The 23827-nt window shown below is 51.6% G+C and carries 25 protein-coding genes, 3 tRNA genes and 2 pseudogenes; 11 read left to right on the top strand and 19 right to left on the bottom strand.

Going from position 1 to position 23827, the window contains the following annotated elements; all coding sequences use genetic code 11:
- Positions 1 to 30: 30 nt before the first annotated feature.
- Positions 31 to 2184, bottom strand: a complete 2154-nt coding sequence (locus ACS0RQ_RS23930; RefSeq protein WP_271848725.1) for a carbon starvation CstA family protein — start codon at positions 2182 to 2184, stop codon at positions 31 to 33.
- Between the two features lie 251 nt (positions 2185 to 2435).
- Positions 2436 to 2978: a hypothetical protein gene (locus ACS0RQ_RS23925; RefSeq protein ID WP_132439737.1), complete on the bottom strand. Its 543-nt coding sequence runs from the start codon at positions 2976 to 2978 to the stop codon at positions 2436 to 2438.
- Positions 2979 to 3277: 299 nt separating this feature from the next.
- Here ACS0RQ_RS23925 and tsr point away from each other — a divergent pair, with 299 nt between their 5' ends.
- Together tsr and ACS0RQ_RS23915 are read left to right on the top strand one after the other, a co-directional pair.
- The gene (gene tsr, locus ACS0RQ_RS23920; protein ID WP_271848726.1) at positions 3278 to 4939 is read left to right on the top strand and encodes a methyl-accepting chemotaxis protein; all 1662 of its coding nucleotides are present in this window, start codon (positions 3278 to 3280) and stop codon (positions 4937 to 4939) included.
- Between the two features lie 83 nt (positions 4940 to 5022).
- Positions 5023 to 5835, top strand: a complete 813-nt coding sequence (locus ACS0RQ_RS23915; RefSeq protein ID WP_271848727.1) for a GNAT family N-acetyltransferase — start codon at positions 5023 to 5025, stop codon at positions 5833 to 5835.
- 15 nt (positions 5836 to 5850) lie between these two features.
- Here the strand turns inward: ACS0RQ_RS23915 and ACS0RQ_RS23910 are convergent.
- Positions 5851 to 6015 (bottom strand): annotated as a pseudogene (locus ACS0RQ_RS23910) (MFS transporter); the annotation flags it as partial.
- Here ACS0RQ_RS23910 and ACS0RQ_RS23905 point away from each other — a divergent pair.
- Positions 5988 to 6098 (top strand): annotated as a pseudogene (locus ACS0RQ_RS23905) (hypothetical protein); the annotation flags it as partial. The pseudogenes ACS0RQ_RS23910 and ACS0RQ_RS23905 overlap by 28 nt on opposite strands.
- Before the next feature lie 138 nt (positions 6099 to 6236).
- Here ACS0RQ_RS23905 and opgB read toward each other — a convergent pair.
- The 9 genes from opgB to ACS0RQ_RS23860 all read right to left on the bottom strand — a co-directional run bounded on the left by opgB (position 6237) and on the right by ACS0RQ_RS23860 (position 13765).
- Complete coding sequence (gene opgB, locus ACS0RQ_RS23900) at positions 6237 to 8528, bottom strand: phosphatidylglycerol--membrane-oligosaccharide glycerophosphotransferase (protein WP_271848728.1); 2292 nt, start codon at positions 8526 to 8528, stop codon at positions 6237 to 6239.
- A 237-nt stretch (positions 8529 to 8765) separates the two neighbouring features.
- Positions 8766 to 9266, bottom strand: a complete 501-nt coding sequence (locus tag ACS0RQ_RS23895; RefSeq protein ID WP_165159275.1) for a YjjA family protein — start codon at positions 9264 to 9266, stop codon at positions 8766 to 8768.
- 73 nt (positions 9267 to 9339) lie between these two features.
- Positions 9340 to 10077: a replicative helicase loader DnaC gene (dnaC, locus tag ACS0RQ_RS23890; RefSeq protein WP_047371948.1), complete on the bottom strand. Its 738-nt coding sequence runs from the start codon at positions 10075 to 10077 to the stop codon at positions 9340 to 9342.
- A gap of 2 nt (positions 10078 to 10079) precedes the next feature.
- A complete protein-coding gene (dnaT, locus tag ACS0RQ_RS23885; RefSeq protein WP_079497308.1) occupies positions 10080 to 10619 on the bottom strand; it encodes a primosomal protein DnaT in 540 nt (179 codons plus the stop codon).
- A gap of 185 nt (positions 10620 to 10804) precedes the next feature.
- A complete protein-coding gene (locus ACS0RQ_RS23880) occupies positions 10805 to 11233 on the bottom strand; it encodes an organic hydroperoxide resistance protein (protein ID WP_039078233.1) in 429 nt (142 codons plus the stop codon).
- An 82-nt stretch (positions 11234 to 11315) separates the two neighbouring features.
- Positions 11316 to 11771, bottom strand: coding sequence for a MarR family winged helix-turn-helix transcriptional regulator (locus ACS0RQ_RS23875; RefSeq protein WP_271848729.1), 456 nt, complete (start codon positions 11769 to 11771; stop codon positions 11316 to 11318).
- 45 nt (positions 11772 to 11816) lie between these two features.
- Positions 11817 to 12458 carry a TetR/AcrR family transcriptional regulator gene (locus tag ACS0RQ_RS23870; protein ID WP_071193580.1) on the bottom strand — a complete coding sequence of 214 codons (642 nt, stop codon included), beginning with the start codon at positions 12456 to 12458 and terminating at the stop codon, positions 11817 to 11819.
- Between the two features lie 66 nt (positions 12459 to 12524).
- Positions 12525 to 12998 (bottom strand): threonine/serine exporter, encoded by a 474-nt coding sequence (locus ACS0RQ_RS23865; protein WP_039078235.1) that lies wholly within the window; start codon positions 12996 to 12998, stop codon positions 12525 to 12527.
- Positions 12989 to 13765: a threonine/serine exporter family protein gene (locus tag ACS0RQ_RS23860; RefSeq protein WP_271848730.1), complete on the bottom strand. Its 777-nt coding sequence runs from the start codon at positions 13763 to 13765 to the stop codon at positions 12989 to 12991. Before ACS0RQ_RS23860 ends, ACS0RQ_RS23865 begins: the two co-directional genes overlap by 10 nt.
- 515 nt (positions 13766 to 14280) lie before the next feature.
- Between ACS0RQ_RS23860 and ACS0RQ_RS23855 the strand changes: the two genes are divergently transcribed.
- Positions 14281 to 15015: a helix-turn-helix transcriptional regulator gene (locus ACS0RQ_RS23855; RefSeq protein ID WP_271848731.1), complete on the top strand. Its 735-nt coding sequence runs from the start codon at positions 14281 to 14283 to the stop codon at positions 15013 to 15015.
- Positions 15015 to 15641 (top strand): DNA-binding transcriptional activator BglJ, encoded by a 627-nt coding sequence (bglJ, locus tag ACS0RQ_RS23850; protein ID WP_039078239.1) that lies wholly within the window; start codon positions 15015 to 15017, stop codon positions 15639 to 15641. The genes ACS0RQ_RS23855 and bglJ overlap by 1 nt, the downstream gene beginning before the upstream one ends.
- Before the next feature lie 40 nt (positions 15642 to 15681).
- Here the strand turns inward: bglJ and ACS0RQ_RS23845 are convergent, their stop codons facing one another.
- A complete protein-coding gene (locus ACS0RQ_RS23845; protein ID WP_039078240.1) occupies positions 15682 to 16140 on the bottom strand; it encodes a YbaK/EbsC family protein in 459 nt (152 codons plus the stop codon).
- 337 nt (positions 16141 to 16477) lie between these two features.
- Between ACS0RQ_RS23845 and ACS0RQ_RS23840 the strand changes: the two genes are divergently transcribed.
- The gene (locus tag ACS0RQ_RS23840) at positions 16478 to 17818 is read left to right on the top strand and encodes a PTS sugar transporter subunit IIC (RefSeq protein WP_071193582.1); all 1341 of its coding nucleotides are present in this window, start codon (positions 16478 to 16480) and stop codon (positions 17816 to 17818) included.
- A 125-nt stretch (positions 17819 to 17943) separates the two neighbouring features.
- On the opposite strand, the gene fhuF is transcribed toward ACS0RQ_RS23840, so the two are convergent.
- Both fhuF and ACS0RQ_RS23830 read right to left on the bottom strand, forming a co-directional pair.
- Complete coding sequence (gene fhuF, locus ACS0RQ_RS23835) at positions 17944 to 18735, bottom strand: siderophore-iron reductase FhuF (RefSeq protein WP_271848732.1); 792 nt, start codon at positions 18733 to 18735, stop codon at positions 17944 to 17946.
- A 104-nt stretch (positions 18736 to 18839) separates the two neighbouring features.
- Positions 18840 to 19910: a GGDEF domain-containing protein gene (locus ACS0RQ_RS23830; RefSeq protein WP_271848733.1), complete on the bottom strand. Its 1071-nt coding sequence runs from the start codon at positions 19908 to 19910 to the stop codon at positions 18840 to 18842.
- Here ACS0RQ_RS23830 and ACS0RQ_RS23825 point away from each other — a divergent pair.
- Both ACS0RQ_RS23825 and ACS0RQ_RS23820 read left to right on the top strand, forming a co-directional pair.
- A complete protein-coding gene (locus ACS0RQ_RS23825) occupies positions 19909 to 20073 on the top strand; it encodes a hypothetical protein (RefSeq protein ID WP_271848734.1) in 165 nt (54 codons plus the stop codon). The genes ACS0RQ_RS23830 and ACS0RQ_RS23825 overlap by 2 nt on opposite strands.
- Positions 20074 to 20162: 89 nt before the next feature.
- Positions 20163 to 20402 (top strand): DUF1435 domain-containing protein, encoded by a 240-nt coding sequence (locus ACS0RQ_RS23820; RefSeq protein WP_271848735.1) that lies wholly within the window; start codon positions 20163 to 20165, stop codon positions 20400 to 20402.
- A 33-nt stretch (positions 20403 to 20435) separates the two neighbouring features.
- On the opposite strand, the gene ACS0RQ_RS23815 is transcribed toward ACS0RQ_RS23820, so the two are convergent.
- The 4 genes from ACS0RQ_RS23815 to rsmC all read right to left on the bottom strand — a co-directional run bounded on the left by ACS0RQ_RS23815 (position 20436) and on the right by rsmC (position 21950).
- Positions 20436 to 20521 (bottom strand) — tRNA-Leu (locus tag ACS0RQ_RS23815).
- Positions 20522 to 20553: 32 nt separating this feature from the next.
- Positions 20554 to 20639, bottom strand: a tRNA-Leu gene (locus ACS0RQ_RS23810).
- Positions 20640 to 20667: 28 nt separating this feature from the next.
- A tRNA-Leu gene (locus ACS0RQ_RS23805) sits at positions 20668 to 20753 on the bottom strand.
- A 168-nt stretch (positions 20754 to 20921) separates the two neighbouring features.
- The gene (rsmC, locus tag ACS0RQ_RS23800; RefSeq protein WP_271848736.1) at positions 20922 to 21950 is read right to left on the bottom strand and encodes a 16S rRNA (guanine(1207)-N(2))-methyltransferase RsmC; all 1029 of its coding nucleotides are present in this window, start codon (positions 21948 to 21950) and stop codon (positions 20922 to 20924) included.
- A gap of 307 nt (positions 21951 to 22257) precedes the next feature.
- Between rsmC and ACS0RQ_RS23795 the strand changes: the two genes are divergently transcribed.
- Genes ACS0RQ_RS23795 through yjjG form a run of 3 tightly spaced genes read left to right on the top strand, consistent with a single transcriptional unit; the run spans position 22258 to position 23776 of the window.
- Positions 22258 to 22671 (top strand): DNA polymerase III subunit psi, encoded by a 414-nt coding sequence (locus ACS0RQ_RS23795; protein WP_075203559.1) that lies wholly within the window; start codon positions 22258 to 22260, stop codon positions 22669 to 22671.
- Positions 22640 to 23080, top strand: coding sequence for a ribosomal protein S18-alanine N-acetyltransferase (rimI, locus tag ACS0RQ_RS23790; RefSeq protein ID WP_039078466.1), 441 nt, complete (start codon positions 22640 to 22642; stop codon positions 23078 to 23080). The genes ACS0RQ_RS23795 and rimI overlap by 32 nt, the downstream gene beginning before the upstream one ends.
- An 18-nt stretch (positions 23081 to 23098) precedes the next feature.
- Positions 23099 to 23776 carry a pyrimidine 5'-nucleotidase gene (gene yjjG / locus ACS0RQ_RS23785; protein ID WP_271848737.1) on the top strand — a complete coding sequence of 226 codons (678 nt, stop codon included), beginning with the start codon at positions 23099 to 23101 and terminating at the stop codon, positions 23774 to 23776.
- The last annotated feature ends 51 nt before the right edge of the window (positions 23777 to 23827 follow it).

Genomic DNA, 23827 nt, shown 5'->3' with positions numbered 1-23827 from the left:
CGGGTAAGCGCAGCGCCACCCGCCGTTTTTTTAGTGATGTGAAGAGGTCTTCACGCCGCCTTCCGGTACCGGAACATATGGGGTTTCTTTGTCGGTACGCACGGTGTTGTTACGCACTTTCAGCCAGGTCTTGATACCGTAGAAGATGATGCTGTACACGACCACCAGGAACAGAATACTCAGACCTGCGTTGGTGTAGTTATTCACCACGATATGGTTCATGTTGGCAATCTGCTGTGCGGTAAGCTCAGAGCCACCGGCAGCAATCTTCTCTTTGTACTGGTTAGCCATGAACAGGAAGCCTTCCAGTTGCGGATTGGTGCTGAACAGTTTCAGGCCCAGCGCCCAGGTGGTGCACAGCAGCAGCCACAGAGCAGGAACCACGGTGACCCAGATGTATTTGGTGCGCTGCATTTTCACCAGCACCACTGTACCCAGCATCAGCGCGACAGCCGCCAGCATCTGGTTAGAGATACCGAACAGCGGCCACAGACTTTTCACGCCGCCCAGCGGGTCAACCACACCCTGATACAGCAGGTAGCCCCACAGCCCAACGCAACCTGCGGTACCGATAATACCGGCGACCAGTGAGTCGGTTTTCTTGAGGAATGGCACGAAGTTACCCAGCAGATCCTGCAGCATAAAGCGGCCAGCACGGGTACCGGCGTCCAGCGCAGTCAGGATGAACAGTGCTTCAAACAGAATACCGAAGTGGTACCAGAAGCCCATGTCCGCCATCGGCATGATTTTGTGGAACACGTGGGCGATACCCACAGCCAGCGTCGGTGCACCGCCTGCGCGGTTCAGTACGGACGGTTCGCCGATATCTTTTGCCGTTTGCAGAATCTGCTCAGGGGAGATAACAAAGCCCCAGGAGCTTACCGTTGCCGCCGCGTGCGCGGTGACATCTTTCAACTGCGCCAGAATCATCGGTGCGTTGTCGCCGCCCAACTCATGCAGGTTCGGCATTGTGATGCCAAGGCCAGCAGGCGGGGTGTTCATTGCAAAGTAGAGACCCGGTTCAATAATGGATGCCGCAACCAGTGCCATCACCGCAACGAAGGACTCCATCAGCATGGCGCCGTAACCGATAAAACGCGCGTCGGTTTCATTCGCCAGCAGTTTCGGCGTGGTACCGGAAGCGATCAGCGCATGGAAGCCAGAGACCGCGCCACAGGCGATGGTGATAAACAGGAACGGGAACAGCGCACCTTTCCACAGCGGGCCGGTACCGTCGATATACTGCGTGACCGCAGGCATTTTCAGTTCCGGGTTGAGGATAACAATACCCAGCGCCAGACCCACGATAACGCCGATTTTCAGGAAAGTTGCCAGATAGTCACGCGGTGCGAGGATAAGCCATACCGGCAACAGCGCAGAGATGAAGGCATAACCAATCAGCGCGAAGGTGATGGTAGTGTCTTTGAAGGTCAGCGCCGGGCCCCAGTACGGGTCGTGGGCGATGATGCCGCCGAAGTAGATGGAGGCCACCAGCAGCACGATACCAATGACCGACACTTCACCCACGCGGCCTGGGCGCAGGAATCGCATGTAGATACCCATAAACAGGGCAATCGGTACAGTGGAGCAAACGGTGAACACGCCCCACGGGCTTTCTGCGAGGGCCTTTACCACGATCAGCGCCAGCACGGCGAGGATGATGATCATGATTAAGAAGCAGCCAAACAGGGCGATAGTCCCTGGCACGCGGCCCATCTCTTCTTTCACCATCTCACCCAGAGAGGCGCCGTTACGGCGTGAAGAGATAAACAGCACCATAAAGTCTTGCACCGCACCTGCCAGCACAACGCCTGCCAGCAGCCACAGGGTACCCGGCAGGTAGCCCATTTGCGCTGCCAGCACCGGGCCGACCAGCGGACCAGCGCCTGCGATAGCGGCAAAGTGGTGACCAAACAGGACGTAACGGTTGGTGGGTACGTAGTTCAGGCCGTCATTATTAATAACAGCCGGGGTAGAACGTGTCGGATCGAGCTTCATCACCTTTTGCGCGATGTACAAGCTGTAGTAGCGATACGCCACGAGATAAACAGAAACGGAAGCGACCACGATCCACAGCGCACTGACGTGCTCACCGCGTCGTAAAGCAATGACGGATAAGCAGAAGGCGCCGAGGATGCCGAGGAGCACCCAGGGTATATGTTTGAATAGCTTTTTAGTATCCATGTCAGACCTGATTATCAAGAAAAATGAAATCGGAGTTGATGTGTTAAAAGACGGCCTTGCTGGTGACGATCATGGCAAATTACAAGCGTAAAAAGGGCGCGATCTGATTGAGTGGTATGAATAGCGGGGTAAGCGGTCAGCTAAGCGGATAAGCGGTTTTATACGGCGCTAAGCGGCTGAAAATGTGTGATAAGGATCACGTGGAGCCGCGGGCTTGCAGGCGTTGATAAAAAGGGCCTGCGAGCAAAGGGTCAGATAACGATATAGCAGTAGGGGGTATTTTCGATAGGGGTCAACAGTACGTGCTTTTCTCTGCTTTTGGTCTGGTAATATTTATCCTGGAGGTAATTATCAATCAGTGCGTCTAACCGCTCAGCGTCAATGGTTCGCGTAATACCTAAGGTCCAGAAGCTGCGCAGATCGATCTCAGAACGCCTTATTTTTGCTGATTTTTCAAGGTCGAGGATCATATTTCTGACGCAACTGGTGGGGTCGATATTTTGCTTTATTTCAAGTGCGATGTAGCTATCCACCGTCCAGCCTTTTTTCCTCAGCAAGAAGTCAGTGCGCAGTGAATCGCGCTGCGGATTCATGCGTTTGTCGCACTCCAGGCTGATCTCGCGCCACCATTCATGGTCGGTGGAAGCCAGCAGGTTAGCGAACTCAATTTGCATCCAGATTTCCCAGCCAGAGATATGGTACTGGTCGATTATATTCAATTTTTGCTGAATATCCTGGCGAGTAAAAAACAAATGTAACAGAGTTGATAAATGATCAAAATCACGGTTAATCACTTTTAAGTCCTTGAGTTAAAAGAGCTAACCTATTAAAGCAGTGAGTCGCTTAAGGGGGAAGATTATTCTTAATGTCGCCGGGGATTTTCCATATTTCTGGTTGTTTAACTGAAATTTTTAGCGAAACGTATTATTCCATGCTCGTTTATTTCCTTTATATCGACGTTTTAGACTAAATACTGTGGATGCTTACTGTTTACTCGACGTTCGTCTTTAGACAAATGCTCAATACGATCCACCATAAAGTTTTCTCTGGTCAGGCCGAAAAACTGTTACCTGGCTAATGGAAGATAGAAAACATGTTGAATCGTATGAAACTTGTCACCAGTTTACTTTTTGTACTGGGACTTTTTGGTCTTTTGCAGCTCACATCTGGCGGCTTATTCTTTAACGCACTTAAGCACGACAAAGAAAACTTCACTGTGTTGCAGACTATTCGTCAGCAGCAATCCACGCTCAACGCCAGTTGGGTGGCGCTTTTGCAGACGCGTAACACGCTCAACCGCGCCGGGATCCGTTACATGATGGATCAGAACCAGATTGGTAGCGGTGCAACGGTGAACGATCTGATGCAGATCGCCAGCAGCTCGTTAAAGCAGGCGGAAACGCACTGGAAAGAGTATCAAGCTTTACCTCGCGATCCGCGCCAGAACGAGGCTGCGGCAGCGGAAATCAATCGTACTTATGATATTTACCACAATGCGCTGGCTGAGCTGATTCAGCTGCTGGGTGCAGGCAAAATCAATGAGTTCTTTGATCAGCCGACGCAGGGCTATCAGGACGCCTTTGAGAAGCCGTACCTTGACTACTTGCAGCAAAACGACCGTCTGTATGCTATCGCGGTCGAAGAGAGCAACGGCTCTTACTCCACTGCCGTATGGATAATTATTAGTGTCCTGTTGGTCGTACTGGTGGTGATTGTCGCCGTCTGGCTGGGCATTAAGCGTGGTGTTATCGGTCCGATGAATCATCTGATTGAAAATATCCGCCATATTGCCGGTGGCGATCTGGAACAGAGCATCAATGTGCACGGTAGCAACGAAATGGGCCAACTGGCCTCCAGCCTTCGCCACATGCAGGCTGAGCTGGTGCGTACCGTAGGCGATGTCCGTAACGGTGCCGATGCCATTTACAGCGGCGCAAGCGAAATCTCTGCAGGTAACAACGATCTCTCTTCCCGTACTGAACAGCAGGCCGCTTCGCTGGAAGAGACTGCCGCCAGTATGGAAGAGCTGACCGCAACGGTGAAACAGAACGCCGAAAACGCCCGTCAGGCCAGTCATCTGGCGAAAAGCGCATCCGATACCGCGCAGAAAGGCGGTAAAGTGGTGGATAACGTTGTGCAGACAATGCGTGACATTACCGCCAGTTCGCAGAAAATTGCCGATATTATCAGCGTGATCGATGGTATCGCCTTCCAGACCAACATTCTGGCGCTGAACGCCGCGGTAGAAGCCGCACGTGCTGGCGAGCAGGGGCGTGGCTTTGCGGTGGTGGCAGGTGAAGTCCGTAACCTGGCCCAGCGCAGTGCGCAGGCGGCGCGTGAAATCAAGAGTCTGATTGAAGACTCTGTCGGTCGTGTTGAGCTGGGCTCTACGCTGGTGGAAAGCGCCGGTGAAACCATGGACGAGATTGTCAGTGCGGTAACCCGCGTCACCGACATCATGGGCGAAATCGCCTCTGCCTCCGATGAGCAGAGCCGTGGTATCGATCAGGTGGGTCTGGCTGTAGCAGAAATGGACCGTGTGACCCAGCAGAACGCCTCACTGGTAGAAGAATCTGCCGCTGCGGCTGCCGCGCTGGAAGAACAGGCCAGCCGTTTGACGCAGGCGGTTGCCGTGTTCCGTACCCGTCGCGTGTCCCGCGAAGCACCGGTTGCGGCATCCACGCTGAAAACCCCATCAGCAAGCCCAATGCCGCGTAAAGCGGCGGTCGGTGACGAAAACTGGGAAACCTTCTGATAAACCTCGCGCCCTGCTGACGCGGGGCGCACTTAATCTTTTTTCATCGTGCTATCCTTGGTTTTTCCGCCCGGAGGAGCACTATGAACCTGACCGCCCTTTCTGCCCTTCACTACAGTAGCGAGCAGCTTTCCGCTTTTTTAGGCGAGTGCTTTGAAGGCTACCGCATTCCCATCTCTCTTACTCCTGAGCGTTTTGCCCTGCGTTTCGGCGCAGAAGATATCAGTCTGACCGACTCTTGTGTCTGGTGGGAAGGCGAAAGGCTTGTGGCTATTGCCCTTATCACCCGGCGTACCGAATCCGCGCGGCTGGCCGCCTTTGCCCTGCGCCCGGCATACAGGGGGAATGGGGTAAGTAAGCGGCTGTTGGTGCCCTTAATTGACAGGTTGAAGGCAAAGGGCGTTCAGCAGATATGGCTGGAGGTGCTTGCAGACAACCAGGCGGGGATCGGTCTGTATCGGTCAGTGGGTTTTGAGCAACAGCGGGTGCTGCGGGGTTATCAGGGCAATACATTTTCCGCTATCGCAGAGAACCTGTTGCGGGAGTGCAATCCCCTTGAGCTGCTCTGGCGCTCCGTGGCTGAGGTTAAGAACACGCTACCCTGGCAGCTTGATCCTCTTTGTGTCATTACCCTTCCTTGCCGGGCTTTTGAGTATCGTAAGCATGCGTATGCGGCCATTTCAACGCTGATGGATGCTCCGCAACTGCGCTTTCTTTATGTCGACCCGGAGTACCGCCACAAAGGCTTTGCCCGTGAGATGCTGATCACCCTCAATCATCACTTCCCTGGATTGACGACCAGTGTGGCGGTGCCGGAATCCTTCACCCCGCTGTTTTCCTCAGCGGGGTATTCCACGATGAACATCAGTCAAATTGAAATGCGGGCGATGTTGTGATTGCCCGTTTGTTTGTTAGTTTTGCTTCGGATCGCCGATCGGTTGGCGAACCAGCACCACATAAGCAATGGTGCCCAATACTGTTACGCAGCCGCAGATAATCAGCGCCAGACGGAATGATCGGGTCGTATCGACGATAAACCCGGTGACAATCGGTGCAAATGATGCTGACACACCGCTATGCGTTTCACGCGCTGGCAGAAACTTACGAACAGCAGGCGATTAACAACCGCGAATGGATCAAAGGGGTAATTCATTTCTGAGTGCCTTTCGGCACTCATGTGTTGTGGCTTAAGACAGAGCTTGTCGCGGGGTATTCATCCGCCAGCGGAGGAAAAATTGCAAAGACAGGCAGCAATAACGATTGCTATTTAGCGCCCAGGGTATGTCGGGCGCATTTTTTATCCTGCGGATTCAACGACTTTGATTTCCACCATCCCGATACCGAGTTTACGTGGAGAGTGGCCGAGAATATTCCCCTCATTGGTCGACTCGGGTTCCGGCGGCACAATTACCAGCGTATTGCTGCGTGTCGGGTTGTTGAAACGCAACGTGGTGGTGGAAACATCGTTGCCCAGCATCAGCGTTTGTTCCTCATCGCCTACTCTTACCGGAATAGGGCGGTTGGCATTTGCACCATAGGCTTTTGCGGTGATCACCAGGTCAAAGGATGCTGGCAGCGGGTCATTAAATTCAATTTCGACTTCGTTGCCGAGCTGCGCATTCGACCAGCGTCCCCAGCTTTCCGGGCGAGAAATGCCGCTGAATTTTTTCACTTCCTCCGGTGCGCCTGCCACGTTAAAGACAAAGCTATCGGCTTTGTAGCGGATGTCGTCATCGACAATTTTGAGCATATCCACATTTTGCTTGTAACGGTCAGTGCTGATGACGGTGTCTTTGAAAGCGGTTTTGCCTTTCCACTGATCTTTGTCGACCGCCTGGACTTTCTGTTCACCGCCAAGCTGCCCTTGCGATACACACCAGTCGGTGGAAAGCACCAGTTCCGGCGCCCACAGGCGGGCCATCTTGTAGCATTGATCAACCCAGACAAAGTTATCGCGTGGGGCGAAATCGGCGAGCTGGAAACGCAGCGGCGCAGAGTATTCGCTTTCCGGGATAGGTTCGATGCGTTTTGATGACACACGTACCAGTAGTGGAAGGCGGAAATTGCTGCCGGAGAAGGCAATCATCTTTTTATCGCGATCGATAGTGAAGTCTTTCATCTGTTTTGGGAAATTCCACAGACGAATGATATCGGGCTTCCAGGCGACGATTTTCTCTTTCATATTCAGGAACTCGCCGGAAAGCGACTGCCCGGACAGGCTGCTGCGCCCAAGGCCGAGGTAGTTATCGCCACCGAGAATGTCCAGCACCGTAGCGCCGTTATCCATGGTGCTGCGTTTCACGGCCAGCGTGTCCTGCTGTGGCTCATCGCCACGCAGAACGAAAAACAGGTTCTTACGATCCTCTTTGTTCAGGTATTTCCAGGCTGTGTTGTTCATGGCCAGATGATCGGAAGAGACCACAATGACCGTATCTTTAAACCAGGGCGAGGCTTTGATTTTGTTAATCAGCGCGGCAATATGCTGTTGGCTACAGGTTACGGCGCTAAACGACTGGTTTGGTTTACCGTCATAGCTATAGCTTTTACGACCACAGGTTCGGGAGATAAAACCGTCCGGGTGGTGGGTATCGACAGTTAACGCAAACAATGAGAAACGTTGCCCGGAACGGGATAGCGCCTCGTACTTTTTCCATACTTCATCCAGCACGGTGTCGTCGTAAAAGCCCCAGTCATTGCGGTATTTCGGATCGCTTACTTCGCCTTTTAACTCTTCTGCGCCGACCAAATGGTCAAAGCCATGGGATTTAAGAAACACATCTTTACCGGCAAAGCGCAGGTTTGCGCCCTGAACAAAATAGTTCTGGTAGCCGGAGTTTTTCAGGATATCGCCAAGGCAGGTGTTCTGCGGGAAAAAGCTGGAAACGGACGCAGATGCGTTACCTTCAAACGGCGCAAACAGCGGGATACCGCACTGAGAGGCGACCATTCCGGCAATGGTGTAATCCGTACCGGGCAGTTGTTCCGTTTGCGAGAAATCCAGACCTTCTTCTTTTAATGCGCCCAGCTCAGGCGCCAGGCCGGGAAACGCCTCATCATCGAAATAGGTGCGTTCCAGACTCTCGCCGTAGATATAGACCAGGTTCAGCTTTGGATTGGGGATCTTTTTCGCCGGTTCGCGATAATATTCTGCGAAATCAGGATCGCCTTCACGAGACTGCGATTTTACGAGTTCAGTAATCTGATGAAATGCCGGGCTGGCGTCCACGGAGCCTAGTGCCATCAGCAGTGCCAGCAGGCTGTAACCGAAGTGATAGGGGCGGTGGCGACGACGGCGTAGTATCCAGGCCAGCGCGCCAAAAACCGCCGCCAGGGCGAGAATCAGAACTGCACCGGGCAGCAGATATTTGCGCACTCCCGCGCCCGTGAGGCTATTGGTCAGCGTGTAGATAACTGCATCATTGATCCCATCGCCTGTGAAGTAGTTACTGGCGTAGAGGGTGATGTTTAGCAGGACAAAGAAACCCAACACCAGCAATATTGCAGTGAACCACCAAGTATTACGGCCCGCTTTAGAGGCGTAAATCGCCACGGACGCGAGAAATAGAACAATAGAAAGTAACTCGGACAACCGTCATTCCTCTACGACACCAGCATCCTGCTGGTATAAATCCTTTGGGGATACAATTTAATTGCGATGTAACATAGCTGCAATTGTAGTGTCATCTTTATACAGATTTATTCGGAATTGGTTTAGAAAGATTTAAGTATGACCGCTGTCGCTTTCTGTATCGGGGGGAAGGTACGCAGGTAAAAGGCAGGCGTCGCGTCTGGGCCCATGGGGCGGCAAACGCGACGTTTTTTTGACTCAGGAGAGGAAATTTACGCCCTGTTTCAGGACAATGTCACAGGCTTTGGTTTTCACTTTCTCCGCCAGTGGCGTGCTGCCAATATTGTTCAGATTGAGCTGCTCGCCGTTTTTGGTGTTTAACATTCCCTGCAGGCCTTCAAGATAGTTAGTGTCTTTCTGCTGTTCTGTCTGGGAACTCAGGCCTAGCTTATCCAGCACCTGATTTTTAATGTTATCCGTGTTAGTCAGTGAGGCGAGCTTATGTTTGGCACAGTAAGACATTACGCCTGCTGCATTATTCATGGTGCTTGAGCTGAGTGACTGGTTGCCACCGTTGAGCAGGCCCGTCAGTGAAGACAGGGACATACCACCTTGTTGCTGACCGCCAGAACCGCTCTGCTGGCTAAGCTGGCTGGCTGCGCTGGAAAGACTGTCCTGCCAGGAAGAGGCATAACTGGCGTGAGTGAAAAACGCGCCGCCGGCGAAAGCGACGCAGAGAAGGTGTTTAGCAAAGGACATGGCGTAATCCTGGGGTGGCCTGAAAGCGCACATTATACACCTGCCCGCGTCCGGATTAAGGAGTGGAAAACTCTCAATACTCTTTGCCGGTGACGCGGCTACGGTAGCTGTCCCAGTTAAAAATGACCCATAAACTGTTGCCCAGGCGCATCCTGTCCATGACACGCTCGCCCAGGAGCTTGTTCATCTCTTCCAGATTGCTGTTGGTGAGCATACCTGTCGGTCGTTTTGAGGAAGATCGACGATCGACAATCTGATTAATGATCACTTTTTCGTAGCGTGATTCGGTTTGCATGCCGATCTCATCGATAACCAACAGATCCACGCTGCTCAGATCGTTGAGCAATTGTTCTTCGCTGTTATCACGGTTACCAAATGTCTCTTTCATGGCGGACATGATGTCAGCGACCGTGATAATCAACACGGATTTGCCGTGCAGTAGCAGTTCATTGCAGATAGCGGCCGCGAGGTGGTTTTTACCGGTACCCGGTTTGCCGGAGAAGATAAAGCTGGCAATATTTCCATCGAACTCAGCCACATACTGCCGCGCCTGGCTCAGTGCGCGCATCTGGCCTTCGCATTCCACTTTGTAATTATCGAAAGAACAGTTCTGGTGAAGCGGACGGATACCTGAGCGATTAAAGGTGCGCTGCATTTTCATCGCCCGATTTTCGCGGGCAATCGCGGCGGCGCGGATCTTACCCTGTTCCTTCTGCCATGCCATAAGTTCCTCGCCGTTTTTAAACGCGGGCTGCGTATTGGCAGGCATCATCCGTTGCAGACGTTTCATCAGTTCAGCGACGTTTTTCATCGTTATCCTCTAAAACCTGGTGGAATTTGGCTGTCAGGCTGGGAAATCGCGTTAATGTCGCGTTTCGCCGTGCCGCCCTGATTGGCGCGATTTATCTGGAGGCTTCGCGCCAGTTTTTGCTGCCATTGCACATGGTGGAACACTTTCCCTTCGGCTTGCCAGTAGGCAATAAACGCCGCCAGCTCTTCCGGCGCAACGGGGTGGGCAAGGGCGATGCCCCATAGCGCCGCAAGGCGTTGAAAATCCGCATCCGGCTGCCAGCCCGCATACATGGCAAATTTCCCCATAGGAACATTTACCGGTGCGGCGGCTGGCTCTTCATAGAACTGGTTATCCAGCGTGATATCACTGGCCGGGCGCGCCAGACGTGACTCCAGCGCCAGCAATTCTGCCAGACGTTCCGGGGTAATGGCGTAAAACGCAGGGCTGTTATTGGCAAAAACAGCGACCGCGCCCCCTTCCGTTCGCGCCAGAACGCTTTCGTGATCGCGCATAAAATCATCAATGCCGATAACTGTAGAAGTCAGAATTCTGGAAGACATAGCGCGTTCTCAAACAGGGCAATAACAGAAAGACGTTCTGCGAAGATTTTCGCAGACATAATGACACATAGTAACACAGTGGAGGCGTGGGGGAGCAGAGACGAAAAAGCCGGGTTGCCCCGGCTGTGTGTTTTCCCAATGGTGCTGGTTGCCGGATCTTTGGCTAATGCCCGTCCGGCTTAGTATTACGCGATGATGTTTAACGTAACATCGACGTTGCCACGAGTGGCGTTAGAATAAGGGCAGACAATATGTGCGGCATCGACCAGTTTCTTCGCCTCTGCGGCATCCATTCCTTCCAGGTGGATATTGAGTTTGACCTCAATCCCAAACCCGGTCGGTAGCGGACCGATACCCACTTCTGCTTCGATAAAGGCGTCTTTTGCAATTGCTATCTTGTCGCGACCAGAGACGAACTTCATCGCACCCAGGAAACAGGCTGAATAACCTGCGGCAAACAGTTGCTCCGGGTTGGTGACTTCACCGCCTGCGCCACCCATCTCTTTCGGTAAACCCAGTTTGACGTCCAGTACGCCGTCAGAAGAGGTTGCGCGACCTTCACGGCCACCGGTGGCTTTGGCTTTGGCGGTATAAATCACTTTTTCTAAAGACATAACAGGTTCCTTTTCATAATTGTCGTTTACTATAAAATAGCACGCTATATATATGGTCGCATAAAACCGTCCACAGTCGGGCTTATGCTTGCTGAAACTGTTGGCGCAATACTTCGAGCTGCTGTTTTAGCTCCATCAGATGCTTGTGGTCACAATCGAACGAGCACATGACCGCATTCGGTATCGCTTTTGCCTGTTGTTGCAATTCCCGACCTGCCTCGCTCAGGGTAATGACGACCTGGCGTTCATCCTGGCGGGAACGTTGGCGAATAATAAACCCGGCGCTTTCCAGCCGCTTCAACAGCGGGGTAAGCGTTGCCGAATCCAGAAATAAGCGTTCACCAATCTCCGACACTGTGACGTCATCTTGTTCCCACAACACCAGCATTACCAGATATTGCGGGTAGGTCAGATTCATCGGTGCCAGTAGCTGCCGATACAGTTTATGCAGCGCCAGGTTTGTTGAGTACAACGCAAAACAAAACTGGTTATCTAACGCGAGCTGCGCATTCGCGGGCTGAGTTGATTTCGTTTTCATGTTTCTGAATATAGATAGTGCACGATTTAATTGCAAGTTATTTTTTTAGGGGCAGATATAACGCAGCACGACTTGTACTGCCATCCGGCGATAATGCTGACGTTGCTGCTGCTGATCTTCATCCGCTTCGAAGAGCATGGAGAATGAATAACTATTGGCAACGTAATGAAAACTAAAGCTACTGATCAGCCGATGGAGGTCGCGCGCGCAGACACTTTGGTTGAATAGCTGCTTTTGCTGACCACGACGCAAAATATCTTCCAGCAGCGTCAGGGCGCTGAGGTTGACATCCCGCAGCCAGGCCGATTGCTGAATGAAGCGGCCGCGTTGCATGTTCTCCATGCAGATGATGCGAATAAAATCGGGGTGGTCGGCGTGGTAATCGAAGCTACTTTCTACTAACTGTACCAGCGCCTCGACAGGCGGCAGGGTGGCGAGTTCGAGGGATTTTTCGTTGGCGCGAATAGCGGCATAAACATACTCGATAACCTGCAGATACAGGTTTTCTTTGGTTTTATAGTGGTACACCACCATGCGCTTTGTAGTGCCGGCTTTTTCAGCGATTTGCTCCATGCGGGCGCCATTGAGCCCATATTCCGCAAACAGTGTAATCGCGCTGAGGAAAATTTTGTCCTTCACCCGGGTATCGTCAAAACTGTCCGGTGAATAAATGCCATGGTGTTCCACATCCGCTCCTCGTCAGTCACAATCAGTTCGGGGGATTATCACCATGGCAAAGAAATAACTCAAATTTCACACGCGCGGGCGTTTGCGGTAAATCCACAGGCCGGGGATAGACAGGCCGATTGAGAGCGCGCCGACAATCGACGACGCTTTGAGAAAATTGGTCAGCAAAAGAATCATCAGGTCTTCATTATAACCGAGGTGACTGATCTTCACGGCGGAGATCATCGCGGTATAGGCTGATATTCCCGGAAACATGGGGATTACTGCGGCAACTGTAAAGACTTTTGGATGCGCGAGGTACCAGCGCGACCAGTGAATCCCAATACTGCCCACCAACATCGAGGCGATAAATGTCGACCACTCGATGTTAAAGCCCCAGGAGACCATGGCGAAGCGTGTACCGTGACCAATTGCGCCGAGCAGAGCGCACCAGGGCAGGGCGCGATGCGGAACGTTAAACACCATTGCAAAGCCTACGGCCGGAATGGCGGCCAGCAACATGTCTTGTATCAGATTAAGCAAAAACCAGATTACATCCATCCGCGTAGCCCCCACATCGTCATAGCTAAAACGACACCAATACAGGTAGCGAGTGTTAACAAGCTGGCGATAGCCCAGCGTGCGAGGCCAGTATTGATATGGCCTTTAAACATATCTGCGACGGAATTAATCAGCGGGAAGCCGGGGACCAGCAATAAGACACTTGCGGCCATAGCGACCGTAGGCGTATGCAGGAAAACCGGTAGCGTGAGCATAAGCCCGGAAATGGTGGTCGCCACGAACGCGGTGATGCAGAAATTGATTTGCGGGTGCATATGACGGTTCGCCAGCACCAGTCGGACGTACATCGCCATACTGCTGGCGCAGAACGTGATAAACGCGCCATCCCAGCCGCCATTGTTAAGCCGACAAAAACAGGCGCAGGACAGGCCAACCATCACCGTGACCAGCCAGCGCGGGTAACGAAGGGGTTTTACCTGAGAAAAACGCTTTTCGACATCTTTGGCGTCCAGCAATTTATGCTCTGTCATGATGACAATATGCTGAACCTCAGTCACCACATGCATATTGATGCCGCGATCGCTGTTTTTTCGGGTCGATGTCAGGCACTGGCCATCTTTAATGGTGGTCAACACAATGGCGTTTGATGAGATGGAGCTTTCTACGCTATCCATGCCCAGCGCCAGTCCGAGGCGCGTGGATAATTCATCTACCAGTGCGCTTTCCGCACCGTGTTGCAATAAAAAAAGGCCGCATTGGATACACAAACGTGTAATGGCGCGTTGTGATGACTGGTCTTCTTGCATGATAGCCCTGGTAATGTTGCACAAGGTCCACAAGGCGTGGCACGAAAAGGTAATTTTTAGCACAGGAGGCCCTGTGTTTGGCGTGGTGATAGATCAAGATTCGCGCAATAAATCACAAAATGGTGCGGTTTTACTGCTCGCTGGCAGGATTGTGCACCATTTTCAGAAAGGGGAAGGGAAACCTATGCCAGGCGAGAGATAAAAAGAGAGATTCATTTTTCTGGTGTATTCATTTTCAATAAATATATATTTTGTGATTAATTAATTTATGTTTCTCTTTTTATCTTCTAAAGAGTACGTATCAGGTATCATTATTGGCTCGTTAGATATATTGACACCCCATTCAGCTGTTTTTATAATCACTAATTGTTACAACCGAATATTGACAAACACTCTCGTCATATTTTCATTTTATATTTATTAATGGGTGGTATCCGCTGACACGGTGGTTGGCGTTATTAGTAAATATTCACATCACTTATTTTATAAGGCTCGCGAATGGATGCGGAGGTTACATGTTATCGAGAAGCTGTAAATATGGAATAGTTGCCAGTAAAGTTCCCGTAATGACTGTTGGACTGGGGGACATTCTGGAGCGTCATTTCCCCGAATATGAATTAACTTTTTGCCGCTCTTTAGAAGAGATAACACTATTACAGTTACGCCGCGCCTCTCTGGTCATCGCCGATCTTTCTGGTGAACAGCGTCAGATGCGCAATGCCTGTGAACAATATTATTCTCTTCTTTCTCAATACACTGATATCCATTGGATATTCTTTGTTTCTCGTACGATTTATCCCATGGCCGTTGAATTGCTGATGCGACCTTGTAGCACCTTACTTTCAGACAGAGAACCGGTAGAGGGTGTTATTAATGCTATTCGCGCTGGTGATGAAAGTGCAGAAAGAATTAGCCAGACTTTATTATCAGCAGATTTCTTTGACGCAGATGAGGCTGTAAATAAGCTGGAGTCATTAACGCTTTCTGAGCGAAAGGTATTCCGTCTGTTGGGTAAAGGGTGGGGTATTAATCAAATTGCGATGCTACTTAAAAAAAGCAATAAAACAATTAGCGCGCAAAAAAACAGTGCCATGCGTCGACTGTCATTACGAAGTAATGCGGAAATGTATGCATGGATTAATAGTGCGCAGGGGGCTAAAGAGCTGAATCTTGTGTCGGCGTATGGAGAGCAATCAGAATGGAAATCAGTGCCGGGAAAAAGCATGTTGCCGTCATCGAGAGATGCATGATGAGTGAGGCTGGCCTGCGCCATCTGTTCGCATCGCCAGCCATGAAATCATATCACTTTCATTTTTTTAACAGTCACAAAGCATTTGTTGAAGCGCAGAAAAAGACGCCTTTCTTTTCAGTCATTTATTCGCTATCGAGTATGCGAGAACTCCGACGGGAATGTCTGCTTTGCCTGCATGCGTTGTCACTGACAAACCCTGGCATCCAGCGGATCGTACTGGCGGATGATGACCGCGAAGCGCGCCTTGTCAGCCGTCTTTCTCCGTCACGATTGCATGGTGTTTTAAGTAAATCAGCTTCGTTACCCATTTTACTTGGGCACATTTGTACCCTGTTGGGGGAGACCCGCCGTGTCAATGAAAACGTGGTCAATCACTGGTATGTCAGCCAAAACCGCACGTTGAGTCCGACTGAGCGCGCCATTTTGCAATGTATGACGCGTGGTTTGTCGATGCCGGAGATCGCCGTACATCTGGAGCGCAACATTAAGACCATCCGGGCGCATAAATTTAACGCCATGGCTAAGTTAGGGGTGAATTCCGATGTGGGGCTGCTGAATGCGGCAGATATTTTAACCTGGGTTCCTGCCGCAGCAGCATTGAAAGGGGCTCAATCCTTAGCATAACCCGCTTACTCAGTGCCAGGTTCGCCTGGCACTGTCTCGATTACTCACAAACATCAATCCATTTTGCGTCTGTTAATTGCGCCATGCGCTCCGGGGAAATACGCACTGCGCTATGGATGGCACCCGCAGCCGGGAGTACTTCCTCGTAGTGTTTCAATGAAACATCACAATAAACAGCCAACGGGTTTTCCAGCCCGAACGGACAGACACCGCCAACCGGATGGCCGGTAAGGGTGACCACTTCATCACTACTGAGCATTCTCGCTTTCGCACCGAAGGTGGACTTCAGCTTTTTGTTGTCCAGGCGGGCATCGCCTTTTGCGACAACTAACACCACGTCGTTTTTGATTTTGAGAGATAACGTTTTGGCTATCTGACCGGGTTCAACATTATGGGCGGCAGCAGCCAGTGCGACGGTTGCGGTACTTTGGTTGAGCTCGATGATGTCAATATCGGGGGCGTGTTCGGCAAAAAATTGCCTGACAGACTGCAAACTCATTTTCTTCTCCTGAACATAACCTTCAATAATCTGTCACAACCCTGTGATCCCTGTAAATATCTTGTCAAAACAATCCCGTTACCACGCGTTTCACGATCATCTTCACAATCGTGGAAACCGGTTTCAGTAACCGGTTGCAGTGTTTTTCATCGGGGTTAATACTGATTTTGTCACTTCCTCTGTCCCGATAATCAATAAGAGCCGTCTATGAAACGTATCCTGCTTCGCTGTAATGCTGGTTCGTTAGCCAGCATGGTCTTAAACCCTACAAATGGATTGCTGCACGGCAGAACATTCGCTGTTGCGCTGAATTATATAGACTGACAGGAGAGCCGCTATGTCTGCCAACCATGCAGTGTTTAACGTGATTTTTCGCTTCATCGAAAACTACGTCAGCCCTATAGCCGGGCGGATTTCTTCCCAGCGTCATGTCATGGCCATCCGTGATGGTTTCATTTCGGCCATGCCGTTTATGATAGTCGGTTCTTTCCTGCTGGTCTTCGCCTATCCGCCGTTTTCGCCTGACACGACATGGGGTTTCGCCCGTGCGTGGCTCGATCTGGCAAAGCAGTATGAAGGACGTATCCTGACGCCGTTCGACATGACGATGGGCATTATGTCTATCTACATCTGTGCGGCCATCGCCTATAACCTGGGCAAGCATTATGTGAAGTCGCATCAGCTCGATCCCTTTATGTGCGCCATGCTGTCGCTGATGGCCTTTTTACTGGTTGCGGCACCCAAAACCAACGGCACATTACCGGTAGATAGCCTGGGGGGAACCGGGATTTTTACCGCTATTCTGGTCGCCGTGTACTGTGTGGAGATGATGCGTTTCCTCAAGGCGCACAATATCGGCATCCGCTTGCCGGATCAGGTGCCGCCGATGATCAAAAACTCATTTGACCTGTTGATTCCGGTGCTGGTGGTTGTGTTGACACTCTATCCGCTGAGCCTCCTCATTCAGTCACATTTCAATGTATTAATTCCGCAAGCCATTATGGCGCTCTTTAAGCCACTGGTGTCGGCTGCGGATTCACTGCCTGCGATTTTACTGGCTGTGCTGATCGGACATTTACTGTGGTTTGCCGGGATTCATGGGGCGGCGATTGTGTCTGGCATGCTGCAAATGTTCTGGCTGACTAACCTGGGGCTGAACCAGACGGCACTTGCGCAGGGGGCGCCGTTACCGCACATCTTTATGGAGGCCTTCTGGACATTCTTTATCGTTATTGGGGGGTCCGGTGCAACCATGGGGCTGGTGTTCTGCTATCTGCGCAGTCGCTCGGTGCATCTACGCTCCATCGGCCGTTTGAGTATTGTCCCCAGTATGTTCAATATTAACGAGCCGGTTATTTTCGGTACGCCGATTGTCATGAACCCGGTGTTCTTTATTCCTTTCCTTCTGGCGCCGTTAGTGAACGCCATTATTGCCTGGGCGGCGATGAAAATGGATCTGATTGGACGCGTGATTTCTGTTGTTCCGTGGACCGCTCCTGCGCCTATTGGCGGGGCGTGGGCGCTGGGCTGGGATTTCCGTGCCGCCGTGCTTGTTGTGATCCTCGCGGTTATCTCCGCCATCATTTACTACCCGTTCTTTAAAGTGTACGAGAAACAGTTACTGGAACAGGAAGCGGAAGAGGCGCAACGCGCAGAAGAAGGCCAGCAAGTGGCCTAAATAAAAGCAAAAAGGCAACGAACGTTGCCTTTTTAGTATTTACGTTCTCTCCCTGTGGCAGGGGGCCGGGGTGAGAGCATCAAGCCGCACAACTTCACAAGCGTGAGGTATCTGGTCGCATGACGCTATTTTTTTAGTGTGCAGTCTCCGCATTGCTGGACATCCGGCAAGCGATATCGCTGGCAGCAAGTACGTCTGACCAGCGCACCATCACGGGTGACGACAGTCCGCCATAAAGGGTTGTCGTTACCGCTCGAAAGCTGCTTCTCGAAGAAGCAGAACTGGCGCAGCGCGGTGACCCGTTCATCGCCCAGCAAAGGCTTCATTTCGCCCAGACACCAGTTAATCAGATAACCCGTATTGCTCCAGATAAGCTTACCGTTGATCTCGCCGGTCGCTTCCAGTACCGCTACGACGGGGGCCATCGCCCGAACGATTAATGCCTCAATACGCGGGATGTCACCCTGCGCCGTCAGAGCCTCATCCCGCTCTACATCCATCCAGAAGCAGGCGGCACGGCCAGTTTCATGAAATTCGACATGCAGATGCTCCGGGGAAAGATCCAGCGCAATTTTTTGCGTTAATAAGGCTACCAGCAGCGGCGGCACCATCAGGCCGAGGTACCACTGCGCCCATAATGACAGAAGCGGTTTGCCTTCATACGGCAGCGTCGGCTGCTTTTGGTAGATATGGTTTGTGTAAGTTGTCAGCAGTGATTGCAGATGATCCGGTCGCGCCCATTCCGCCAGCGTTAGCGCCTGTTGTGGCGGAAGTTCGTTCAGCTTGATGAAATCGAGAAGATGAGGGCGCAGGCGAGCAAGGATATCGCGCACCTCATTCGCCAGGGTGTCGCTCTCAGTAAAAAGCCTCGCCTGACGGATCACAAATTCATTAACGGGTGCGTAACGATAAGCCATAGTGTCAGAAAGATAGAAATCTAAATGATAATGATTTCCAATCCTAGCCAGAGGCCAGGCCTATAGCAAGATGTTTATCGTAAAGTCAGCCTGGACAGGCCGAATTATGCGACCTGGACCTGTAAGTCGCTGCTGACGAGAATACTGTTCCGTCCTTGGTGTTTGGCTTCGTACAGTGCTTTATCTGCTTTATCGAGTGCGTCTTCAATGTCGCCATCTTCCAGCGGGGCAATGCCAATGCTCACAGTGACGTTGGTCGCGACACTCTCATTAAACATATGGGGGATCTTCAGGTCGTAAACATGCTGACGAATCCGTTCCGCGGCAACACGCGCACGTTCCAGGTCAACGCTGTTTAATAAGATCAGGAATTCTTCACCGCCAAAGCGGGCGACAATATCTCTGGATCGCACGGCATTACGTATGGCGGCAGAAACGCGAATTAACGCCTGATCACCCATCATATGACCGTAGTGATCGTTGTAGGCTTTGAAGTGGTCGATATCCAGCAGTAGCACAAAACGCGTACCGTCATCGAGCGCCAGCAGATTATCGAGCTTGTTTTGCAGACCACGTCGGTTGTAGAGCCCCGTAAGCGGATCCAGCATACTTAAATCGTTCAGCGTTTTGCGCTCCTGCATCAGGCGATACATCAAAGCCTGTGAGAAGTTGTCGTTACGCTTTTGAATCACATGTTGAATAGCAATCCCGATCATGGGCAGCGCAAAAGCGTAGACAATCCGCAATGTTATTTCACCGCTGCTTAACAAGACGCACCCCATGAAAGCAGGTAAAGAGTGCAACATAAATGCAATGATATTATTAGAGAAAGCGAGCGAGCCAATAAATAAAACACTTAATAGGGCGATAAGTAGATAGGTTGAACCATTATCTCCTAATGCTGCGGATTTAATAATGATATCCCACGCCCACATACAGCCAAATAAAAACGAGATCAGCGTAATGTTTATTTTCTTTTTTGGGAATTTCCAGTGACCCACCAAGCCAGCAAGGCTTGAGCCCAGGATCAGGCATACGGGCAATGTAAACGCATGCAGGTTGTAAAGTGGCAGTGCGATAGAAAAAAGAGCCGAGATGGTATTAAGTAGCAAGAAGAGTCGCACGGATAAGCGATATTTCTTGTTACAAAGGGATTGCCAGGAGTGTGGTGTCATGTTTAAAAAAGTCGTTATTAATCTGCAATGTATAATTGAACTGGTTGCCAAACTGAAAAATAACGCGAAGAAAGGTTACCGCGAAAAAGCAATTTTTTTAGATTTAATTAAGTGGTGCTTAATTTATCACCTTCGTGAATCCCTGTCACCAGAAGATGCGTAAAGTTCATACCGATTCGCTAAAGCATGCTGACAAATGAGAAAACCTATCATATGATATTGGTTATCATTATCGTTGTGAGAGTCTAAAGCATGTTGCAACGCGCACTGGGTAGTGGATGGGCTATCTTGTTGTCAGGGGTTATCGTCGCGGTGATGGCCTGTGCGGATCTTTCCGTGGGTGCCTGGCGCTCGGTGATTGTCATTGGCTTGTTGCTAACGTCCGCGATGCTTTATCACAAAAGATTACGTCATTTTGTTTTACTGCCGTCAGGGATTGCGCTTGTCGGGGGAATAATGCTGGTGATGCTGAATTTGAAGCTGATGGTGTAGCAGGGTGGTCACACAGGGAGGTTGTAAGATATTTGGTGCGAGGGGGGGGACTCGAACCCCCACATCCTAAGGACACTAACACCTGAAGCTAGCGCGTCTACCAATTCCGCCACCTTCGCACATCTATCTTACTGTTTTGATATCGCCTCGTTGGTGCGAGGGGGGGGACTCGAACCCCCACATCCAAAGGACACTAACACCTGAAGCTAGCGCGTCTACCAATTCCGCCACCTTCGCCCGGTGAGAGCAATATCAACGTGGATTATGGTGCGAGGGGGGGGACTCGAACCCCCACATCCAAAGGACACTAACACCTGAAGCTAGCGCGTCTACCAATTCCGCCACCTTCGCATACCATCGATACCCAATAAGTATCGTTACCACGGAGGCGCATTCTAGATGTTTTCCAGGTTTCGTCAATAGTTAATTGCGTGTCGATTTTATAACTGCTTTAAAAACCAACACCTGGAATTTGCTGCGGAATTACCCGGTAACGCAATGCTACCGGGCCGGAAAAGATCAGCGTTTTGCCTGACGAGTCATCACGGTACGGTAGACTTTAAAACGCCCTGTTTGCGCGATCACTTCGTGGAAACCAAAGGTTTCATCCAGCACAGCCGGGTAGGGCAGGAAGGCGTTAGCGACGATACGCAGCTCGCCGCCACTGTTCAGATGACGCACCGCGCCGCGAATCAGCGTTTGCGCAGCTTCCAGGCTGGTTTGCAGGCCATCGTGGAAAGGCGGGTTTGAGATGATCATATCAAAACGGCCCGTCACCTCAGAGAAGACATTGCTGGCAAAAACGTCACCTTCAAAGCCATTCGCGGCGAGGGTTGCACGGCTGGCTTCAATAGCGGGCGCCGAGACATCGCACAGGGTGAGACGTACTTTCGGCGAGTGGCTGGCCAGTACGGCTGCCAGTACACCCGCGCCACAGCCCACATCCAGTACCTTGCCCTTAGTATGCGGGGTCAGCGTAGAGAGCAACAATTGGCTACCCACATCCAGACCGTCGCGGCTAAAGACGCCCGGCAGCGTTTTAATAGACAACCCGTCCAGGTGGTATTCATCCCAGAATGCCTGAGCATCAAACGTTGGTTGTTTTTCCAGACGCCCATGGTAAAGCCCGCAGCGACGCGCACTGTCGACTTTGTTCAACGGGGCAAACTCCGCCAGCATTTGTTCCGCACTGCGAACGCCGCTGCGGTTTTCACCCACGACAAAAATATCCGTGCCAACCGGCAACAGCGACAGCAGATTCATTAACTGAAACTGTGCTTCCGGCTTATTCTTCGGCCAGTAGTAAATCAGTGTATCGCTCTCGCCAGTGGCAGCCTTGTCAAGCGTAAGCCCGAAAACGGCCTTGTCACCCATCTGACGGCTGAGTGTCTGCCACTGATGGTAGTGTTGAGTCCAGGCGCGGCTTTCAACCGACTCCAGCCTTGCAGGCAGGTCATCCTGTAAATCACCGGCAAAAAGAATGCGGCTCTGTTCGAAATCGTCACTGTGGCGCAGCAAGACTTCACTTGCCGGAGTTAAAGCAGACATGAATGGTTCCTCATTAAACTTAGGCGGGGATTATACACATTATCCTTCGCGCTGCCTCTTTGTTGGCAGCGTCTTCGTACCCCGGTCACTTACTTGTGTAAGCTCCCGGGGATACTCATCCTTGCCGCCTCGACGCATCATGAATGATTTTGTGTATGACAACGTTACCCTTCGCGCTGCCTCTTTGTTGGCAGCGTCTACACCCTATTAATACCTTTAATAGAGACAGAGAGAGGACAGAGACCGGATGGCGAAAATTCGTCGGGTTTGTTATATTTGCGCGCCTGACAGACAGGAGTGTTTCGCTATGACTTCCCGACGCGACTGGCAATTACAGCAACTGGGTATCACCCAGTGGTCCCTGCGCCGTCCGACGGCGCTGCAAGGGGAAATCGCAATTTCCCTACCCGCGCACATCCGGTTAGTGATGGTAGCTCCTGATCTTCCTGCATTGACTGAGCCGCTTGTTGGCGATGTGCTGCGTGCGCTTGCCGTCAGTCCGGATCAGGTTTTACAGCTCACCCCGGACAGGGTAGAGATGTTACCGCCGGACAGTACTTGCAACAGTTGGCGGCTGGGCATTGACGCGCCCCTCTCGCTCAAGGGGGCGCAGGTAACGACGCCTGGCCTCGATGAACTACGGGGCAACCCTGCGGCACGCGCCGCGCTATGGCGACAAATTTGCAATTATGAACACGATTTCTTCCCTCACGACGACTGATTTAGCCCGCGCATACGAGATCGAAACCCGGGCGCACGCGTTTCCCTGGAGTGAGAAGACCTTCGCCAGTAACCAGGGCGAGCGCTACCTTAATTACCGTTTACTGGTGGGTGATGTGATGGCGGCTTTCGCCATTACTCAGGTAGTGCTGGATGAAGCCACCCTCTTTAATATTGCCGTCGATCCCGCCTGGCAACGTAAGGGGCTGGGTCGCCAGTTGCTTGAGCATCTGATCGGCGAGCTGGAAAAACGTGGCGTGTTGACGCTGTGGCTGGAAGTGCGGGCCTCCAATACCGCTGCCATCGCGTTATATGAAAGCCTGGGGTTTAATGAGGCGACAATTCGCCGCAACTATTACCCCACAGCGCAAGGACGTGAAGACGCCATCATCATGGCGCTGCCAATTTAATAAATGAAAGGTGATGTAATGAAATGGGACTGGATCTTTTTTGACGCCGACGAAACGCTGTTTACCTTTGATTCGTTTGGTGGCCTGCAGCGAATGTTTCTGGATTACAGCGTGACATTTACTGCCGAGGATTTTAAAGATTATCAGGCCGTTAATAAACCGTTGTGGGTGGAATATCAGAACGGTGCCATCACCGCACTACAATTACAGCATCAGCGCTTTCAGGGATGGGCGGAGCGTCTGCGCGTTGCACCAGGCGACCTGAACAACGCGTTTCTCAATGCGATGGCAGAGATTTGTGCACCTTTGCCGGGGGCGGTTTCGCTCCTGTCGGCGTTAAAAGGGAAAGTGAAGCTTGGCATTATCACCAACGGTTTTACCGCATTGCAGCAGACGCGTCTGGAACGTACCGGTTTTCGCGACTACTTTGATTTGTTAGTGATTTCTGAGCAGGTCGGCGTGGCGAAACCCGATCCGCGTATTTTCGACTACGCGCTGGAACAGGCACAAAATCCGGACCGCTCGCGGGTGTTGATGGTTGGTGATACCGCTGAATCGGATATCCTGGGCGGCATTAATGCGGGGCTTTCCACCTGCTGGCTGAACGCTAACGGTCGCGCGTTGCCCGAGGGGATCAACCCGACCTGGACCGTGACATCGTTAACCGAACTGGAGCAACTCCTGTGTAAACATTAATTGTCTGCACTCAGCCGTTGAGTACAATAGCCGCATTTTTCGAATTTCATA

Source organism: Phytobacter diazotrophicus (genome assembly GCF_052061655.1).
Taxonomy (GTDB): Bacteria; Pseudomonadota; Gammaproteobacteria; order Enterobacterales; family Enterobacteriaceae; genus Phytobacter; species Phytobacter diazotrophicus.
Note: the sequence above shows the minus strand (reverse complement) of the source record. Positions and strands in the feature narration are given on the sequence as shown.

What these genes read in the sequence shown, in the direction of transcription:
- ACS0RQ_RS23930 (WP_271848725.1), bottom strand. Translation starts at nt 2,184, where the DNA reads ATGGATACTAAAAAGCTATTCAAACATATACCCTGGGTGCTCCTCGGC.
- tsr (WP_271848726.1), top strand. Translation starts at nt 3,278, where the DNA reads ATGTTGAATCGTATGAAACTTGTCACCAGTTTACTTTTTGTACTGGGA.
- ACS0RQ_RS23915 (WP_271848727.1), top strand. Translation starts at nt 5,023, where the DNA reads ATGAACCTGACCGCCCTTTCTGCCCTTCACTACAGTAGCGAGCAGCTT.
- ACS0RQ_RS23895 (WP_165159275.1), bottom strand. Translation starts at nt 9,266, where the DNA reads ATGTCCTTTGCTAAACACCTTCTCTGCGTCGCTTTCGCCGGCGGCGCG.
- dnaC (WP_047371948.1), bottom strand. Translation starts at nt 10,077, where the DNA reads ATGAAAAACGTCGCTGAACTGATGAAACGTCTGCAACGGATGATGCCT.
- dnaT (WP_079497308.1), bottom strand. Translation starts at nt 10,619, where the DNA reads ATGTCTTCCAGAATTCTGACTTCTACAGTTATCGGCATTGATGATTTT.
- ACS0RQ_RS23880 (WP_039078233.1), bottom strand. Translation starts at nt 11,233, where the DNA reads ATGTCTTTAGAAAAAGTGATTTATACCGCCAAAGCCAAAGCCACCGGT.
- ACS0RQ_RS23875 (WP_271848729.1), bottom strand. Translation starts at nt 11,771, where the DNA reads ATGAAAACGAAATCAACTCAGCCCGCGAATGCGCAGCTCGCGTTAGAT.
- ACS0RQ_RS23865 (WP_039078235.1), bottom strand. Translation starts at nt 12,998, where the DNA reads ATGGATGTAATCTGGTTTTTGCTTAATCTGATACAAGACATGTTGCTG.
- ACS0RQ_RS23860 (WP_271848730.1), bottom strand. Translation starts at nt 13,765, where the DNA reads ATGCAAGAAGACCAGTCATCACAACGCGCCATTACACGTTTGTGTATC.
- ACS0RQ_RS23855 (WP_271848731.1), top strand. Translation starts at nt 14,281, where the DNA reads ATGTTATCGAGAAGCTGTAAATATGGAATAGTTGCCAGTAAAGTTCCC.
- bglJ (WP_039078239.1), top strand. Translation starts at nt 15,015, where the DNA reads ATGAGTGAGGCTGGCCTGCGCCATCTGTTCGCATCGCCAGCCATGAAA.
- ACS0RQ_RS23845 (WP_039078240.1), bottom strand. Translation starts at nt 16,140, where the DNA reads ATGAGTTTGCAGTCTGTCAGGCAATTTTTTGCCGAACACGCCCCCGAT.
- ACS0RQ_RS23840 (WP_071193582.1), top strand. Translation starts at nt 16,478, where the DNA reads ATGTCTGCCAACCATGCAGTGTTTAACGTGATTTTTCGCTTCATCGAA.
- fhuF (WP_271848732.1), bottom strand. Translation starts at nt 18,735, where the DNA reads ATGGCTTATCGTTACGCACCCGTTAATGAATTTGTGATCCGTCAGGCG.
- ACS0RQ_RS23825 (WP_271848734.1), top strand. Translation starts at nt 19,909, where the DNA reads ATGTTTAAAAAAGTCGTTATTAATCTGCAATGTATAATTGAACTGGTT.
- ACS0RQ_RS23830 (WP_271848733.1), bottom strand. Translation starts at nt 19,910, where the DNA reads ATGACACCACACTCCTGGCAATCCCTTTGTAACAAGAAATATCGCTTA.
- ACS0RQ_RS23820 (WP_271848735.1), top strand. Translation starts at nt 20,163, where the DNA reads ATGTTGCAACGCGCACTGGGTAGTGGATGGGCTATCTTGTTGTCAGGG.
- rsmC (WP_271848736.1), bottom strand. Translation starts at nt 21,950, where the DNA reads ATGTCTGCTTTAACTCCGGCAAGTGAAGTCTTGCTGCGCCACAGTGAC.
- ACS0RQ_RS23795 (WP_075203559.1), top strand. Translation starts at nt 22,258, where the DNA reads ATGACTTCCCGACGCGACTGGCAATTACAGCAACTGGGTATCACCCAG.
- rimI (WP_039078466.1), top strand. Translation starts at nt 22,640, where the DNA reads ATGAACACGATTTCTTCCCTCACGACGACTGATTTAGCCCGCGCATAC.
- yjjG (WP_271848737.1), top strand. Translation starts at nt 23,099, where the DNA reads ATGAAATGGGACTGGATCTTTTTTGACGCCGACGAAACGCTGTTTACC.